The 16,970-nt window shown below is 62.5% G+C and carries 16 protein-coding genes; 4 read left to right on the top strand and 12 right to left on the bottom strand.

The genetic code is table 11. The features are described from left to right. Positions 1-42 precede the first annotated feature (42 nt). A complete protein-coding gene (locus P0M12_RS07075; protein ID WP_050656987.1) occupies positions 43-1,038 on the top strand; it encodes an endonuclease/exonuclease/phosphatase family protein in 996 nt (331 codons plus the stop codon). 70 nt (positions 1,039-1,108) lie between these two features. On the opposite strand, the gene P0M12_RS07080 is transcribed toward P0M12_RS07075, so the two are convergent. The 6 genes from P0M12_RS07080 to P0M12_RS07105 form a co-directional block, all read right to left on the bottom strand. Further along, positions 1,109-2,347 carry an HNH endonuclease signature motif containing protein gene (locus P0M12_RS07080; RefSeq protein WP_277377550.1) on the bottom strand — a complete coding sequence of 413 codons (1,239 nt, stop codon included), beginning with the start codon at positions 2,345-2,347 and terminating at the stop codon, positions 1,109-1,111. 114 nt (positions 2,348-2,461) lie between these two features. Then, positions 2,462-4,369, bottom strand: coding sequence for an alkyl sulfatase dimerization domain-containing protein (locus P0M12_RS07085; protein ID WP_277377551.1), 1,908 nt, complete (start codon positions 4,367-4,369; stop codon positions 2,462-2,464). A gap of 63 nt (positions 4,370-4,432) precedes the next feature. Next, positions 4,433-4,759, bottom strand: coding sequence for an SHOCT domain-containing protein (locus P0M12_RS07090; RefSeq protein WP_003939954.1), 327 nt, complete (start codon positions 4,757-4,759; stop codon positions 4,433-4,435). Positions 4,760-4,783: 24 nt separating this feature from the next. Beyond that, on the bottom strand, positions 4,784-5,212 hold the full coding sequence (locus tag P0M12_RS07095) for a DUF6325 family protein (RefSeq protein ID WP_007732604.1): 429 nt from the start codon (positions 5,210-5,212) through the stop codon (positions 4,784-4,786). Positions 5,213-5,282: 70 nt separating this feature from the next. After that, positions 5,283-6,554, bottom strand: coding sequence for an MFS transporter (locus tag P0M12_RS07100; protein WP_054827066.1), 1,272 nt, complete (start codon positions 6,552-6,554; stop codon positions 5,283-5,285). Positions 6,555-6,599: 45 nt separating this feature from the next. Next, positions 6,600-7,595, bottom strand: coding sequence for an aldo/keto reductase (locus tag P0M12_RS07105; protein ID WP_050656831.1), 996 nt, complete (start codon positions 7,593-7,595; stop codon positions 6,600-6,602). A 101-nt stretch (positions 7,596-7,696) separates the two neighbouring features. Here P0M12_RS07105 and P0M12_RS07110 point away from each other — a divergent pair, with 101 nt between their 5' ends. Continuing rightward, positions 7,697-8,254, top strand: coding sequence for a TIGR03086 family metal-binding protein (locus tag P0M12_RS07110; protein ID WP_042924783.1), 558 nt, complete (start codon positions 7,697-7,699; stop codon positions 8,252-8,254). On the opposite strand, the gene P0M12_RS07115 is transcribed toward P0M12_RS07110, so the two are convergent. The 3 genes from P0M12_RS07115 to P0M12_RS07125 form a co-directional block, all read right to left on the bottom strand. Further along, complete coding sequence (locus P0M12_RS07115; protein ID WP_277377552.1) at positions 8,251-9,525, bottom strand: alkaline phosphatase family protein; 1,275 nt, start codon at positions 9,523-9,525, stop codon at positions 8,251-8,253. The genes P0M12_RS07110 and P0M12_RS07115 overlap by 4 nt on opposite strands. Then, positions 9,522-11,210 carry an alkaline phosphatase D family protein gene (locus P0M12_RS07120; RefSeq protein ID WP_003939836.1) on the bottom strand — a complete coding sequence of 563 codons (1,689 nt, stop codon included), beginning with the start codon at positions 11,208-11,210 and terminating at the stop codon, positions 9,522-9,524. The genes P0M12_RS07115 and P0M12_RS07120 overlap by 4 nt, the downstream gene beginning before the upstream one ends. A gap of 103 nt (positions 11,211-11,313) precedes the next feature. Then, positions 11,314-11,655 carry a hypothetical protein gene (locus tag P0M12_RS07125; RefSeq protein ID WP_003940142.1) on the bottom strand — a complete coding sequence of 114 codons (342 nt, stop codon included), beginning with the start codon at positions 11,653-11,655 and terminating at the stop codon, positions 11,314-11,316. 142 nt (positions 11,656-11,797) lie between these two features. On the opposite strand from P0M12_RS07125, the gene ilvD reads away from it, so the two are divergent. Beyond that, positions 11,798-13,492: a dihydroxy-acid dehydratase gene (gene ilvD, locus P0M12_RS07130; RefSeq protein WP_003940201.1), complete on the top strand. Its 1,695-nt coding sequence runs from the start codon at positions 11,798-11,800 to the stop codon at positions 13,490-13,492. Positions 13,493-13,505: 13 nt separating this feature from the next. On the opposite strand, the gene P0M12_RS07135 is transcribed toward ilvD, so the two are convergent. Next, entirely contained in the window at positions 13,506-14,162 is a 657-nt protein-coding gene (locus P0M12_RS07135) for a S1 family peptidase (RefSeq protein WP_007732621.1), read from the bottom strand. Positions 14,163-14,236: 74 nt separating this feature from the next. Further along, on the bottom strand, positions 14,237-14,956 hold the full coding sequence (locus tag P0M12_RS07140) for a DUF6319 family protein (RefSeq protein ID WP_003940205.1): 720 nt from the start codon (positions 14,954-14,956) through the stop codon (positions 14,237-14,239). A gap of 314 nt (positions 14,957-15,270) precedes the next feature. On the opposite strand from P0M12_RS07140, the gene P0M12_RS07145 reads away from it, so the two are divergent. Then, a complete protein-coding gene (locus P0M12_RS07145; protein ID WP_208690623.1) occupies positions 15,271-16,263 on the top strand; it encodes an adenylate/guanylate cyclase domain-containing protein in 993 nt (330 codons plus the stop codon). Between the two features lie 4 nt (positions 16,264-16,267). Here the strand turns inward: P0M12_RS07145 and P0M12_RS07150 are convergent, their stop codons facing one another. Next, positions 16,268-16,918, bottom strand: a complete 651-nt coding sequence (locus P0M12_RS07150; protein ID WP_030537009.1) for a TetR/AcrR family transcriptional regulator — start codon at positions 16,916-16,918, stop codon at positions 16,268-16,270. Positions 16,919-16,970: the final 52 nt, after the last annotated feature.

Raw genomic sequence — 16,970 nt, forward strand, 5'->3', positions numbered from 1 at the left:
TCCACCTGCAGTTTCCCGGAGCTATGACGCTCTTCTGCTTCCATGGACGTCATGCAACCCGATGCCGTGACCCCTCGTCGACTGGTTCTTCGCCGCCTTTCGGCCGTGGCCGGTGTGGCCGGCATCGTGACTGGTTTGGTTGCCTTGATCGCAACTCAGTTGGACGTCGATCACAACATCGTGATCGTTCTGGCGTCAGTGGCGCCCTTGTTGATGATTGCTCCGCTGATCGGTGCCGTCGTCTCGGGTATCGGGCGTCAGTGGATCGTGTGCGCCGCCTCGATCCTCGTCCTTGGGTTGTTCGGATGGTCTGTGAGCCCGCTGTACATCGGCGGAACTGGGGAGTCGACGTCTGCGAACGGTCCATCGATTCGAATCATGCAGGCTAACTTGATGGTCGGTGCAGCGGATCCGGAGTCGCTTGTGGCGATGGTCCGCGAACGCGAGGTCGACGTGGTGACGGTCCAGGAGTTGACGTACCAGGAAGCCGACGCGCTCAAAGCCGCCGGGCTTGACGAGGTTCTGAGCCACCAATTCCTCGTCCCGTACACCGACGGTGGTGGCGGGGCAGGAATCTACAGTCGCTTTCCACTCTCCAATCCGCGTAGCCTCGACGGATTCTCACCCGAAACGCTGTCCGCAGAACTGAATGTCGGCTTGGCGCAGCCAGTCACATTGTTCGCCGTGCATCCGGCACCGGCGTACATCTCACCGCCTTCGGTGTGGGCGGACGAGCAGCGAAGGCTTGGGTCTTACATGGACAAAGTCGCCGGACGGGACAACGTGATAGTGAGCGGCGACTTCAACGCGTCGTACTCGAACAAACAGTTCCGGAATCTTCTCACGAACGGATACACCAGCGCCGCCGACCAATTGGGTTCCGGCCTGATCCCGACCTATCCGACCGACAAGCGGTATCCGGCGGTGGTCGGTATCGACCACATCATCACGAAAGGCGCCGTGGCGACATCCTTGGAACGGATCGAGATCGAGGGATCCGATCACCACGGCCTGATTGCCGACATCACGTTGTCTTGAGTAAATACTGGATTGAGCAAGCACCGGGGCATGGTTGTGCCCCGGTGCTCACGTCTTCAGTTGTCGCGATTCACGCCGCGGTGGGCGGACTGTTCCCGCCGATGGGCCGCTGGAACGGATCAATCGACATCGGTGGATAGAACACTGTTTTTCGGTCGGGGCCGATCTCGACCCGCCACTCCGTGTGGTGCAGTGTCCGATGATGATGACCACACAACAAGACCAGATTATCGAGATCCGTTGGGCCACTATCACCCCAGTGAACAATATGATGGGCATCGCACCACCCCGACGGCGTCCCGCACCCTGGAAACGCACACCCACCATCACGAACCGCCAACGCCCGCCGCTGGGGTACCGTCGCGGTCCTTGCTTCTTTGCCACAGTCGAGCGGAACACCATTCTCATCCAACAAAATCCGCGTCACGGTGCAGTCGCACGCCAACATCCGCGCAGTATCGATGCTGATCGGACCCACCCAATCCGTCCACGCGAAACCCAGTTCTTCGGTCGACGGCAACAAATCCTTGAGCGCCTGCATATCCGTCAGGTCTTTCGCGCTGGCCGTGACCGTGACGTGCGGTTTCACGCCGCCTTCGATCGGACCCAACCCCGCCCGCTCGTACCGGCGCAACAATTCGCAGAACCCGTCCGCCCGCCGCAGTGCCGGAGTGCGGGTGTCTTTGACGCCGTCCTTCTCCGGCGTCGGAGCCGACAGACTCGACAACAACGTGATCAACCGTGCCCCGTTCACCGCATCCAGATCACCCTTCACCGACACGCGCCCGTACAAGCCCTTCGACGCGTAGAACTCGTTACGCTCCGAATCCTCACCCACCGGAACCCCGTCTTCGCGCTTGCCGTACTGCTTCTCGATCCGCCGAATCGCCGCCCGCACCGCATCACAATCCGCAATGTTCTTCGACGCCAAACCCAACAGGATCCCGCGAGCCTTGTCCACATCCGCCGGCGTCATGTTCTTGGGTGGATGCTGACAAAACGACGCCACCTGCCGCGCCTTCAACGCATCCACGTCACCACGATGAAACGCATCGCCCACCACGGGTTCGAGCATCAACAACCGCGCCAACCCGACCAGCAGACTGCACTCACCGATCTCCAAATTCGTCGAACCATGCAACCACAGCGCGATCGCCCGAAAACCCTTCCCGCCAAGAACCTCACGGGAAAACATCTCCACGATCAACAACACCAACCGCGACTGCAACTCGTGCCGGACACGCACCAGATCCAGAACCTCACTCTTGAGGTCCTCACCATCCAGCTGCCACGCTCCCCGACTATCCATGCCGAAAGTTTAATCGAACATACTTTCGAGAACCAGAGACAAAACGGACAACTTCAAAAAGGTGCGCGACTCGAGACCTGTTGAAGTACAGGCTCGTTCACGACTGATACAGCGCTAGGTCGGAGTGACTATCGCAAAGTTCGGATCCGGCTCGTCGAGGTATCCGGCAAGTTCTGCGAGCTTCGCCGGGTCGCCGGAAACCGAGATGGTTCCATTCGCAATCTCGGCACCCAAGTCCACACCACCGAGCAGCACACCGAGTAAGTCGCGCCGACTCAAACTGAACATCGCATCCACAGACCCAGCATCTGCAGACTCACCTTCCACGTCGAAATGGATCAGAACTCCGTTGCTGAGTTCCGTTCGGTGAACGATGTTTTCGTCAGTGATGTTCCAATCGACGACGATGTGCGAGCCCGCTGCGCGCACTCCATCCACGCGCAGCGATACTGCATCGAAGACTTGACTTACCGACAGCGCTGCGGTGATGTCGGGCGCCGCGGCAACCGTGGGCGTCCCCACTGAGCCGTTGCGCAGTTCGTACGCACCGGTGAGGTAGAAGTTCCGCCAGGTGCCGTTCTCGGCGCCGTACCCGAGTTGCTCGAAGGTATCGGCCTGCAGATTCTTGGCCTCGACGTTGTCCGGTTCAGCGAAGACCACGTAGTTCACCACCTGCGCAACCCAGCGAAAGTCGCCGCGCTCGTACGATTCCCGAGCTTTCCGTAACACTTCTGCTGATCCGCCCATGAACTCCACGTGACGCTTGGCCGATTCGACGGGTGGATGCTCCCACAGATGCGCAGGGTTACCGTCGAACCAACCCATGTATCGCTGGTAGATGGCTTTGACGTTGTGACTGACGGAACCGTAGTACCCGTGCGTGTGCCACGCTTGCGCCAATGCAGTTGGCAGCTCGATCGATTCGGCGATCTCGAGACCGGTCCACCCCTGATTGATTCGACGAAGTGTCTGATCGTGAAGGTACCCGTAGAGGTCGCGCTGCAATGACAGGAACTCGGTGAGCCGTTCGGTCCCCCACGTCGGCCAGTGGTGGGACGCAAACAGAACGTCGGATCGTGAGGCGTAACGATTGATCGATTCCGTCAGGTACGCAGACCAGACGTGAGGATCTCGTACCAGGGCACCGCGAAGCGTGAGCAGGTTGTGGAGAGTATGAGTTGCGTTCTCCGCCATACACAGTGCGCGCAAATCCGGGAAGTAGAAGTTCATCTCGGACGGGGCCTCGGTTCCGGGCGTCATCTGGAATTCGATCCGAACGCCGTCGATCGTCTCCGTGTGACCTGTCTTCGAGATCGACACCGTCGGCGAAATGAGCGTCGGTGTGCCGGTTGAGGTGGTCTGCCCCAACCCGGCTCCGACGCTACTTCGGGGACCTCGGGGTAAGGCCGCCCCGTACATGTAGGCCGCGCTTCGAGCCATTGCCGTTCCCGCATAGACGTTTTCCTCGACCGCGTGCTCCACGAGCCCGGTGGGTGCGACGATCACGCATCGCCCGGCGGCGACGTCGTCGTCGGTGGTCACACCTTTGACCCCGCCGAAGTGGTCGATGTGCGAATGCGTGTAGATCACCGCGACTACTGGTCGATCACCACGGTGTTCCCGGTACAACGCGAGCCCGGCAGCAGCGGTTTCCCGGGAGATCAGTGGATCGATGACGATGATTCCGGTATCTCCCTCGATCAACGTCATGTTCGACAGATCAAGTCCGCGAATCTGATAGATCGAATCCGTCACCGCAAGGAGTCCCTGCTTGGCGACCAACTTCGACTGACGCCACAAGCTCGGATTGACCGTTGGCGGGCAGTCCTCGTCAAGGAAGGCGTAGGAATCGTTGTTCCACAGGACTTTCCCGTCCGAATCGGCAACCAGCCCCGGATCGAGCGCGGCGACGAAACCCCGCTTCGCCTCGGTGAAGTCGGCGCCGTCGGAGAACGGTAGAGTCTCGGCGACTCGGGCGTTCGCGGCTTCGATTGCGGCCGATGCCGCACGTGGGTCGATCATAAGTCAGCCTTTCACGCCGAATTGCGGCAATGCGCATTGCCGCAATTGAAGAGAACAGCAGGGCTAGCTCAGCAACTGCGCCTTTGCCGCCGCGAACTCGGCATCGGTCAACACGCCGGACTGATGAAGCTGTCCCAACTCCTGCAGCTTGGAGACCAGATCGTCCGCGCCTGAAGGGGGAACGGACTGCACGGGGGCGACCTGCTGCTGCGGCGGCGGCTGTTGCTGCTGGTACTCCTGCTGATATTCCTGCTGCTGCTCGCTGGCCTTTCGTTGACTCCGTCGATCCATGGCGTTGGACGTCGCCTTTGCGGTTCCAGCCACTACCGCCGTGCGCGCCACCGTGCCGAGCAACCCCGGCCGCCCTCTGCGTCCACCTCGAAAAACCATGCCGAACTCCTTGGGTAATTGTCGCTACTGAAATGCTGCTTCGACCGCTGCGACGACTACCTCGCGCGGTATCTGAACGTGAAGGACTACGTCGCCGCCGCCACCGCGAACCGTCGACGCGAGCTCACGCGCCCACGTCTGCTCGTAGACGATGACTGCGGCGGACGTTCCTGGTTCGAGTGACTCACGGACCACGTCCAGGTCCTCGTCACTGATCAATGCCTTGGCTTCGATGGACAGAATCGCCAGTCCGATGTCGGTGAGATCTTCGTCGACATCGATCTGCGACACCTGTCCGTCCGCGTCCTTGGCGATGTACACGAGGTCGAGCAGAGTGACAAAACCTCGTTCCACCACGTTCTGCAGCGCGGCGACAGCTTCAGGATCCACAGTTGAACCTGGGAATGCCAGCACCACGAGCTCGACCGGTCCGATGTTCATTGCGTCGTTCATCCATCAAGCCTGGTGGCTCGGACGCTTGGGAACCTCACCCGCAGGGGATGAATTACCCGATGCGATCGAGTTATTTGTTGCGGCGAATGACTTCGCGAATCGGCCGTACGTGTACGCCTTCTGCTGCGAGGGCTCGCCGGGCTTTGCCTCGGGTGACGAGCACACCGACGATACCGAGAATCCAAACCGGATATTGCACCATCCAGGCGACACGGAATCCGTCGAACGTGTACCCGCCCATGTGTCCGAGGATGACGCCCATCACTTGAATCACGATGAGGGAAGCGAGGAATCCCCCGATGTTGACCATGCCTTGCGCGGTGCCCATCGCCGAACTCGGGTTCGACGTACGCGCGTAGTCGAAGCCGATCACCGAACCCGGCCCACCCACCGAGATGACGACCACCAGGATCGTCAACAGCCAGAGCGGAGACGGTTCGCTTCGTGAAAGCACGATCGTCCACATGAGCGCGCTGGCGACCATGATGGTGAGAACCAACCACGATCGACGCATGGGATAGCGGCCGGTGAGGATGCCGAGTATCGGACCGGCCACGATTGCCGAGATGACTGACAGCGTCAGCAGCGAGCCGACGGTGGCGGAGTCGAGGCCTTGAGCCGATTTCAGATACGGCACACCCCACAGCAGCGCGAACGTCGTTATCGAGAACTGCGTCCCCATGTGACTGAAGAACCCGAGGCGGGTGCCGGGTCTCATCCACACCGTCTTGATCTGTCGCCCGATCTCCTTGGCGCCGGCCGGCACGGCCACCACGTCGGCACCGGGAGGCGCGTCGCGGATGACACTCAACGCCAGTGCAAACGCCAACAGTCCGACAGCGGCAGCGCTGCCGTAGGCAAAAGTCCAGCCCGGTCCGGACAACAGCAACATGAACGGAAGCGCAGACATCACCTGGCCCAGCTGACCGAGGATGCCCGTGAACTGCGAGACCAACGGCACCTGCCGGGGCGGGAACCACTGCGGTACCAACCGCAACACCGAGATGAAGGTGAGTGCATCCCCGGCACCGACGGCAATACGTGCACCGATCGCGACGGGCAGCGATTCGGTGAAGGCGAGAGCCAACTGCGCGGACATCATGATGAACGCACCGACTGCGATCATGATCCGCGAACCGTAGCGGTCGAGGAGAACTCCTGCCGGAATCTGCATACCGGCGTACACAACGATCTGCAGCACGACGAAGCTCGACAGAACGCTGGGCGAGATCGAGAACCGATCAGCAGCAGACAGACCCGAGACACCGAACGAAGTGCGGTGAAGCACGGCGATCACGTAGGCAAAAACACCGACACCCCAGACCAACCACACTTTTTTCATCGGGTCTGTATGTTACTCCTGTCTTTCGCAAGGCTCAGGACATGATTATTCGCGGCCCTGAGAGACCCAATTCAAATCAGCCGAACGGAAGCCTTCGGTAATCGCGGCGAGGGAGTCGAGGCGAGCGATCTGGTCTTCGCTCAAAACGATGTCCAACGCTCCGGCGTTTTCCGTGACTCGTGCAGCGAACCGCGTGCCGGGAATCGAAACGGAAGGCAACCCGTGCTGACGGCCCTTGGCATCGAGCCATGCCAGGGAAACCTGTGCAGGCGTCGCGCCGAGCTCCTCACCGACGGCGCGGACCACGTCGAGAACCTTCTGATTAGCAGGGAGCGCGGAGTCCGAGAAGCGGGGGAAGCGTCGGCGCAGGTCGTTGTCACCGAGCGTCTCCGCATCGAACGATCCCGCCAGGAAGCCTCGGCCCACAGGTGAGAAGGGCACGAATCCGACTCCGAGTTCCGCGGCGGTGGGTACTACCTTGTTCTCGACGTCCCGACTCCAGATGCTCCATTCCGACTGGATCGCCGCGATCGGATGCACCCCGTACGCACGACGCAGTTCATCGCCAGTCGCCTCGGACAGGCCGATGTTGCGGACCTTGCCCGCCTTCACCTGCTCCGCGATCGCGCCGACGGTGTCTTCGATCGGCACGTTCGGGTCGACCCGGTGCAAGTAGTAGAGGTCGACATGATCGACGCCGAGTCGTCCCAGAGACTCGTCGAGTGCCCGCGGCACGTAAGCCGGGTCTCCGTTGATCCCGCGCTGACCGTTGGCGATGTTGCCGACCAGACCGAACTTGGTCGCCAACTGCACTTCGTCCCGGCGGTCTTTGAGAAGCTCTCCCACCGCACGCTCGCTCGAGCCCTCGCCGTACACGTTGGCGGTGTCGATGAACGTGATCCCGATGTCCACCGCATGGTGCAGCGTGGCGAGCGCCTCGGCCGGATCCACCGGGCCGTAGACCGGGGCGACGGACATCGCGCCGTATCCCTGGGCGCTGACAGTGAGACCTTCGGCCAGAGTGACGGTGGGGACGGTCATGAAAACTCCTCGATTCGACTGAGCGACAACCCCGACAGTCTTCACCGAATCGAAGCCTCACGCACCGATTAACGTCACGCTGATCGGGTTACCCTCGAGTGATGGCATTCGATTGGCTCGAACTCGTACTCACCGCCCACCGCGAATTCGGTTCACGACTCGCTGCGGTCGAGGACTGGAACGCACCCACGCCCGACTCCGACTGGCACGTCGAACACCTCGTCCGCCACGTCATCGAGGAGCAGCAGTGGGTACCGCCGCTCCTGGCCGGACTGACGGTCGGCGAGGCGACGCCGGACATCGTTCCCGTCGGGGACGACCTGTGGACCGAATGGCAGAAGTACTCCGATGCCGCAATCAAAGCGTGGAAATCGACGGACCTCAGTGCCCACGTTCACCTCTCGTACGGCACGGTGAAGGTGGAACCCTATCTGCGCCAGCAGACCTCGGACGTCACCATCCACACCTGGGACCTTGCGCGAGCGGTCGGAGCAGACGAGCGGCTCGATCCAGACCTCGTCGAGGCCGTCTGGTCCGACCTCGACGGGCAGCGCGACATGCTCGCCGAGAGCGGACTCTTCTCCGATCCCGTCGACCTCCCGGACGATGCGTCGTTGCAGGACAGGCTGATTGCCCTGACCGGTCGCGATCCTCGTTAGACGTTCAGCGACACACCCGTCGTGCGAGCGACGCCGTCCCAGCCGCCGGCAGGTGCACCGAGGCCGAGCAGAGCCGCAACCGTCGGCGCGACGTCGATCGTGCGAGCCTGCGTGTCGATCTTCCGTCCACCGTCCAGAGCGGGATGTCCGCCGCTGAGGAAGAACGGAATGGGCAGCGTCACGAAGTGGCCGTGGTTGCCGGGAATCGGATTGGACAGTGGAGTCGGATCACTGAACCGCCAGCTCTGGGCGCAAAACGCAACGACGTCACCGGCATTGGTACCAAGACCGAATTCGGCGGGGAGGTGGCTGGATTCGACGCCGTCCACACCATCCACGATCTGCTGAATCCGGCTGACGGCTTCCGCCCGTTCGCCATCGGGTCCGATGAAGTAGATCAGGTCTGCGCCACCGTTCTGGGCGATTCGAATCTTGCCTGCCAGCAACGGGTCCGCGTTCAGCGGTCGATCCAAGCCGATGAGCCGCGCGGGCTCCGACCAGTCCATGGAGTGGTCGGCCAACACGATCAGAATGCTCCGATTCCAGCGACCCGTGTCATGAAGGAAGTCGACGAAACGGCGAACCTGGTTGTCGGTGTTCTGAAGTGCAGCCGTGCGGGCGATACGGATGGACGGACCGGACAGATCCAGGTGCCCGACCCGATCGACGTCACCGAGGTTGGTGAACGAGAGCCGCGGCGAGTTCCCGCCGACGATACGGATCAAGGCGTCGATCGTGAAGTTGTCCGGCGCATGCTCGGTACCGGGAACGAGCGGCTGCGGATCCCACACCAATGAGGCGCGGTCACCGAACAACCCGTGCAGGTAGCGCTTCGACAGCACACTCGCAGTGGTCAATCCGAGTTCGGTGCGTACCCGATCCAGGACCGTCGATGCCTGCAGGTCGGAAGGCCGATCGAGGTCCCGCTTCTTGTCGATGGACGAATCGTAGACGGAGTTGGCGGGTACACCCGAACGCGCCGGCAGCACTCCCGTCATCATCGCCGTGTGGTTCGGCAGCGTCTCTGCGATCGTGATGGCACTGGCGTCCGGGTAGTGGATACCGCCGGCCGCAAGCCCGGTCAGCGTCGGGGTGAGCTCCGATCGCAGCTCGTCCGGCCGCATGCCGTCTACGACTATGACATGCACGTCCAGGTCTGGGATTCCGGCGCTGGTGGGAACACTCGCGCGAGCGGGCGTTCCGAGCAATGCCGTTCCGGCGACAACACTTCCACCGATCAGAACGCTACGACGCGAAACTTCGATACTCACTGGTCGACTCCTGGTCGGTACGAGGCCTGATCGAGGGCGGCCGAGGTGGGTGAGACTCTACTGCCCGCGCCTGCCGGCAGACGGTAGCTCACGGCGTAGTGCGCATTGCTCTGCGGATTGGTGAGATCGTCGACGTAGTACCAGTCCATCTGAGTACCTTCGCGGGCGATTTCGAATACGCCGTAGCCGTGCGAATCCAGTTCGACGTACCGCACGTGGCGGTTCACGGCCTTGAATGCTTCTTCTGCCGCAACGGTTACCGTGCGCGGTGGCACTTTCAGCATGTCGTCGATATTGGGCGACGTCACCGACGGGACGACGAACTCGGCGCCGACGGTCGGCCCACCCGGATAGTTGGCGGCGTTGGTCGGTAGGTCGCAGGCCCATGACGTGTGGATGTCACCGGTGATGAAGACGGTGTTGTCCACACCGTTCGAGGTGATCGCGTCGAAAAGCCTGGTGCGGTCGGCGGTGTACCCGTCCCACTGATCCGTGTTGTACGGGACACCGGCCTGCGGCACACCCACCAGTTCGGTCAACGCCGCGGTGGTCGCCGGTTCCAGCGGCGGGAACACGCAGGGCGTGATCATGACCGGATTGCCGACGACCTTCCACTGCGTCGGGGAGGTGACGATTCCGTTGGTCAACCAATCCATCTGTGCGCGTCCGGTAATGGTGCGCGACGGATCGTCGACCTGCTTCATGGTCGGTTGCTCGTCGCGGTAAGTACGCAGATCGAGCATCGAGATCTCGGCCAGATTCCCGAAGCGGAACCGACGATACAGCTGAACGCTCGAACCACTACCCGACGGCCGGACGGGCATCCACTCGAAATATGCCTTGGCCGAGTTGGCCTTTCGATCTGCCCAGTCACCTTCGACACCGGGAGTGTGGTTTTCGGCGCCGTCCCGGTACGCGTTGTCGGCCGATTCGTGATCGTCCCACGTGGTGATGAACGGGAGCTTCAGGTGCAGAGCTGCCAGATCCGGGTCTGTCTTGTACTGCGCGTGCCGAATTCGGTAGTCGGCCAGCGAAATGATCTCGTGGGCCGGCTCGTGAAGGCGAACGGATCCGTTTCTCGCGCCGTACTCCCCCTGCCCGTACTCGTAGATGTAGTCACCGAGGTGGATGATCGCGTCGAGGTCTTCGCGGAATGCGAGGTGACGATAGGCACCGAAATACCCCGCCTCCCAGTTGGAGCAGGACACCACGCCGAAGCGGAGACGATCGAGATCTGCCGAGTTCGACGGAGCCGTGCGGGTGCGGCCCACCGGAGAAACAGCCGAACCCGCAGTGAATCGGTACCAGTACGTCGTCGACGAATCGAGTCCGGTGACGTCGACCTTCGCGGTGTGATCGGAATCCGCCGAAGCAGCAACACTTCCGGACGCAACGACGCTCGCGAACCCCTCATCGGTCGCGACCTGCCAGTTGAGAGTCACCGCCGGCCCGACGCCGGAACCGGGCGTCGCGTCTGCCGTCGGGGTGATGCGGGTCCAGATGATCACCGCATCCGGCAACGGGTCACCGGATGCCACGCCGTGCGCGAAGCCCGGGCTGCCACCCGGAACCTCGGCACCGGCGTGACTCGCCGAAGCGACACCGAGACCTACTGCGCCGGCGAGGGCCGCCGATCCCTGCAGCAGGCCACGTCTGGATATTCGATCGAAGGCATTCGTGTGCACGCTAGGAGTGAACCCGCACCTGAACGGGCGTTCAAGAGAGCTTCGGGATGTTCACCCAGGCTTCGCCTGCGCTTCTCTGGAAGTTTGATCGAGTCGATCCCGATTACAACCGGTAATCGAGGGCCGAGCCTCGAACCACACCGACCTTGACTCCGATGTAACCGCCGAGTGCACCCCCGGCCGCGATCAGGATCCAGAACGCCGGCGGAAGCAGAGCCTCGGACCCGTCGACCTCGGAGAACGCGGAATAGCCTGCGATCAACGCGCCGAACAGGATGGGCAGTATCAGCAGAGCGGCAAAGAAAGTCACCCACACCGATACGAAGCGGCCCTTCCACCGGGCAATCTCGTGCAGAACCGTCAGAACGACCAGGAAGACACCACTACCGGTCAAGAAGGCGGCCAGAACTGCAAATCCGAAAGCCGAAGTCAGTTCCGACTCCACGTGAATCCCCCTGTACGTCAATCACCTGCACACTCAGCCCCAACTGCGATGCGACGAGTCTATTCACGACGGACGGCGTTTGTCGGCAAGTCGAGTCGCTCGTCTGCCGGAAACACACCCCGCTGACGCCTATGCTTGGAAAATGACCGAACCCGACATCAAGCCCAGAAGTCGTGACGTCACCGACGGACTCGAAAAGACCGCAGCGCGCGGCATGTTGCGTGCAGTAGGAATGGGCGACGACGACTGGGTCAAGTCGCAGATCGGCGTCGCCTCGTCCTGGAACGAAATCACGCCATGCAACCTGTCCCTCGATCGCCTGGCCAAGGCCGTCAAGGAGGGCGTACGGGAAGCCGGCGGGTTCCCTCTCGAATTCGGCACTATCTCCGTCTCCGACGGCATTTCGATGGGGCACGAGGGCATGCACTTCTCCCTCGTCTCCCGTGAAGTGATCGCGGACAGCGTCGAGACCGTCATGCAGGCCGAGCGTCTCGACGGATCGGTCCTTCTCGCCGGCTGCGACAAGTCGTTGCCCGGCATGATGATGGCGGCGGCCCGCCTCGACCTCGCCAGCGTGTTCCTCTACGCCGGCTCCACCCTCCCCGGCGTCGCCAAACTTTCCGACGGCAGTGAGCGGGAAGTCACCGTCATCGACGCGTTCGAGGCGGTTGGCGCCTGCTCGCGTGGGCTGATGAGCCGCGCCGACGTCGACACCATCGAACGGGCGATCTGCCCGGGCGAAGGCGCGTGCGGCGGCATGTACACGGCAAACACGATGGCCAGCGCCGCCGAGGCCATGGGAATGTCGCTGCCCGGCAGCGCTTCACCGCCCGCACCGGATCGTCGCCGCGACGGCTTCGCCCGCGAGAGCGGCAAAGCCGTTGTCGAACTCCTGCGTCGAGGTATCACCGCGAGGGACATCCTCACCAAGGAAGCGTTCGAGAACGCCATTGCAGTAGTCATGGCATTCGGCGGATCCACCAATGCGGTGCTCCATCTCCTCGCGATCGCGCACGAAGCGTACGTCCCGCTGACGCTCGACGACTTCGCTCGCGTCGGCGCGAAGGTCCCGCACCTCGCCGACGTCAAGCCCTTCGGAAAGCACGTCATGACGGACGTCGACCGTATCGGCGGCGTCCCCGTCATCATGAAGGCATTACTCGACGCGGGACTCATGCACGGAGATTGCCTGACCGTCACCGGCAAGACTGTTGCGGAGAACCTGGCGCACATCACCCCGCCCGATCCGGACGGCAAGGTCCTGCGGGCGATGAACAAGCCCATTCACCCGACCGGAGGCATCACGATCTTGAAGGGGTCACTCGCGCCCGGCGGCGCGGTGGTCAAGTCGGCAGGATTCGAGTCTGATGTATTCGTCGGCACTGCACGGGTTTTCGAACGCGAGCGCGCCGCGATGGATGCTCTCGAGGACGGCACCATCACCGGCGGTGACGTTGTCGTCATCCGCTACGAGGGCCCGAAGGGTGGTCCCGGGATGCGCGAGATGCTGGCCATCACGGGCGCGATCAAGGGCGCGGGTCTCGGCAAGGACGTCCTGCTGCTGACGGACGGACGATTCTCTGGTGGCACTACTGGCTTGTGCGTCGGACACGTTGCGCCCGAGGCGGTTGACGGCGGTCCCATCGCGTTCGTTCGCGACGGCGATCAGATCCGACTCGACGTGGGTACCGGACAACTCGAATTGTTGGTCGACGACTCCGAATTGGAAGCCCGCAAGAAGGGCTGGGAGCCGTTGCCGCCTCGCTACACACGTGGTGTGTTGGCCAAGTACTCCAAGCTCGTGGGATCAGCCTCGGGTGGAGCAGTGTGCGGCTGATCCCAGCCCGCCGCTAGATCGGCCGGTACCCGGCGCCGACACCTCCGTGGGCATTGATCGTGTCCACGATGGAGGTCATGTTGGTGCCGAGTTCCGGCCCCAGGCACGGCACCCAGAGGTAGGCGTTGACCATCGCGACCAGCGTCGTCCCGACCGTGACCGGGGCTCCCGAATCACCGTGGTCGACGCAGATCTGAGTCCAGGTGGATGCGTCGGCGCTCAGGTCTCCCCAGACGACGCCGCAGGTCGTGCCCGTCGTACGGCCTTCCTTGCAGGCTGTAGCCGGGAAGCTGGCTGGAGCGCCGATCGAGGTGATGGTTGCCGCGCCCACCGTTCGAACTGGTGTGACCTTGCCCGGATCGAACTGGATGACCCCGTAGTCCAGGTCCGGGTTCGACTCGACGAACGTGCCGACCACGCCTGCGTCCTCGTTGCTTTCCGGGATCACGAACGATCCAGGACCACCGCAGTGACCTGCGGTGATACCCACGAGTCTGCCGCCGTTGTCGTGACCGATAGTGGTCAACGTACAGACCAGCTGATTGTCGATGATGATGCCCGAACCACCACCCATGGGCGTGGGTGCAGCAACAGCGTTGCTGCTGACGATGAACCCGAGTCCGAGTGCCAAGACCAACGCTGCCAGAGCCGAAACAATTCGCTGCAACATCACAATCTCTCCGCCGGTAATCTCCCCGCTGCAAAAAACGCATACCCCGGAAAGTGCGGACCTACGCAGCGTTTCTAGTCGGTAGCTCCGAGCGCTTCGAGCATCTTGCGTGCCTCCTCGAGCTGACGACTCAACTCGTCGACTCGCGCTGCAGCCATGTCCCGTGCAGCGACGATGATGGACTCGACAGCCTCGATTGCGGTGGGCTCACCCAACTCGCGGACAGCTCGCTCGACCGCATCGGGTGCGACCGGAACTGCTTTGCCCGGACGCTTCGCGCCCTGTGTGACCGTCACGCTCCAGTCGTTGTCCGCGCCCGCATGGATCGTGACGCTGATGCCGGCCGGCAGTTTCTTCGCACGCTTGACGGCCGGACGAGGTGTCGCGGCAGGGGCAGCAGTGGTAGTCGGTACCGGAGCGGGTGCAGGCTGCGCACGCGGCTTCGGTCGAACAGGCTCTACGAGTGGCTCCATCAGGGGCTCGGACTCCACAACTGGTTTGGGCCGTGGCGCCGGTTTGGCCGGTGCCGCGGAGACGCGGTTGATGCGCAATTCCTCTGCCTCGAAAGGCAATTCGTCGTTGACGCCTTTGGGGCGGATCATCACGGTGTTGCCGTCCACCGACACGACTTTCGCCGAGGTACCGGCTTCGATCCCCAGGCTGGGAGTCGCCTCGCGCAGATAGACGGTGGCGCGCTTGCCTTCGGCGACAGCCGTGGCGAGCGCTGCCAGATTGTCCGCAGTGAGGTGATCCGGCGTTGATGCGGCAGCGCCGGAACGTCTACGGGGTGGCATGCGCAGGTCCTTTCAGAAGTATCTCGTGCATTTCGGTATCGACAGTGCTTTTCTCGGGGCAACTCTTGCACAAGCCACCGACGTGTTGACTCTCACCGCCCGCCTGAGCCCGAGGATCCGTAGACGGTTCGGCCAATTCAGTACTGTTCTCGGGGCACCGCGTGGAAGATGGTGGACAGAAATTCGTTGCGGCAATAAGGAGCACGGTGAGCAGTTCGGAGTCAGAGTGGATCGACGAGGTCACCGAACCCGCCCCTGCTGAATCTCACGTTGCCGAACCTCACACCGCTGATCCGGTCGACGTCGATGCTCATCTGCTCAGCCGGATTCAAGCCGACATCGAGGAGTCCCTCCTCGGCGGACCGCGCTGCTTCACGCAATCGCAGATCGCGGAATTCGCCGGTGTGACACGCGAGCGTGCCGATCGTTTGTGGGTCGCGATGGGCTTTGCCGTCGACGAGGATCCCGACGCCGTCATGTTCACCCAGCAAGACGCCAACGCCCTCAAGACGATCATCGACATGGTCAATCGAGGAGTCATCTCGCAGAGCAGTGAGGTGGCTGCCGCCCGTTCACTGGGGCAGTCGATGTCGAGGTTGGCTGAGTGGCAGGTCTCGCTGATCAGCACACACATCATCGACCAGCTCGCCGACTCGGCAGATCACGAGCCCGAAGCGATCCGGAAGATCGTTCTGCGCCTCGGCGCCGAGATCATTCCCGCTGTCGAATCTCTGCAGACGTACGTGTGGAAGCGCCACGTCGCGTCGTCGACGGGCCGCAACGTCGGAAACCCGGGCGAAGAAGTAGCGAGTCGTGTTCTGGTCGTGGGTTTCGCCGACATCGTCGGGTACACCTCGCTGACCCGCGGCCTCGACTCCGCCGAACTCAACGATCTGCTCGAGCGGTTCGAGTCCGCGTCCACCGAAATCATCGGTCGCAACTACGGCTGGGTGGTCAAGACCGTCGGTGACGAGGTCATGTTTGCCGCTGAAAGTCCCCACCACGCCGCCGAGATCGCTTTGCAGATCCAGCAGGCGGTCCTCGCCGATCACGACGATCCGCAGCTTCGGGTGGGTCTGGCCATGGGGCCGACGTTGGTTCGCTTCGGAGATCTCTACGGTTCGGTGGTCAACAAGGCCGCGCGTCTCACCAGCTCTGCTCGTCCCGGCACTGTGCTGATCGACTCCGAGCTGGCCACCCAGCTCGGCTCGGACGCCAATTTCAAACTGCGACACCTTCGTCCGCGACGAGTGCGCGGCATCGACAGGCTCGAGCAGTACGTGCTACGCCGCAATCTGGAGCCGTGAGCTCTCAGCTCGACACTCCGCGTGCAGCCAGAAAGTCGTCCACGATCTGCTCACACGCAGCCTCCCCGAGAGGCGTCAGCGTGGCCAGCTTGGTGAGCACCAAAGGTCCGACCAACTGAGCAAGTGCGACGTCGTAGTCGTACTCCCCCAACGCGTCGATCGCGTCCGGCGAGCGCAGGATCCGATCGAACGCGTGTCGGTACTGCTCGAAAACCGTCTGGCGCAGCGATCGCAATTCGGGCTTGTCCGTGGACAGGGCATCGACGCTCGAATAACCCTTCAGTTCCGGCCCCAAGCCGAGCCAGCACATCGCCGTCACCTGGATCGGTGCGCTTTCGATGGCCTTGGCCTGACTGGTCAACAACTCGAGCAACTGCGCGCGGAGATCGCCTTCACCGGACATCTCCGGCACCGGCGGCAGTAGACGTGCAAATGCCGCGGCGAGTAACTCCGTGCCGCTGTCGAAATGGCGATACAGCGTCGCACGCGCGACGTTGGCCAACTTGGTGACGGCATCGATCGTCACGGCGTCGACGCCGCCTTCTGCCAGCAGCGTGGTCGCTGCGTCGAGCAACCTGGACCTGGAACGCTGTTTGCGCGGGTCCTCGTCGTTTCCCTGCTGTTCGATTCCCTGCTTGTCGATTCCCACCGTCACAACTTCAGTTATACCCACTTGGGGGTTGTGGAACTGCTGTTCTTGTAACGAT

Source organism: Rhodococcus sp. RCBS9 (assembly GCF_029457415.1).
Classification (GTDB): domain Bacteria; phylum Actinomycetota; class Actinomycetes; order Mycobacteriales; family Mycobacteriaceae; genus Rhodococcus_F; species Rhodococcus_F qingshengii.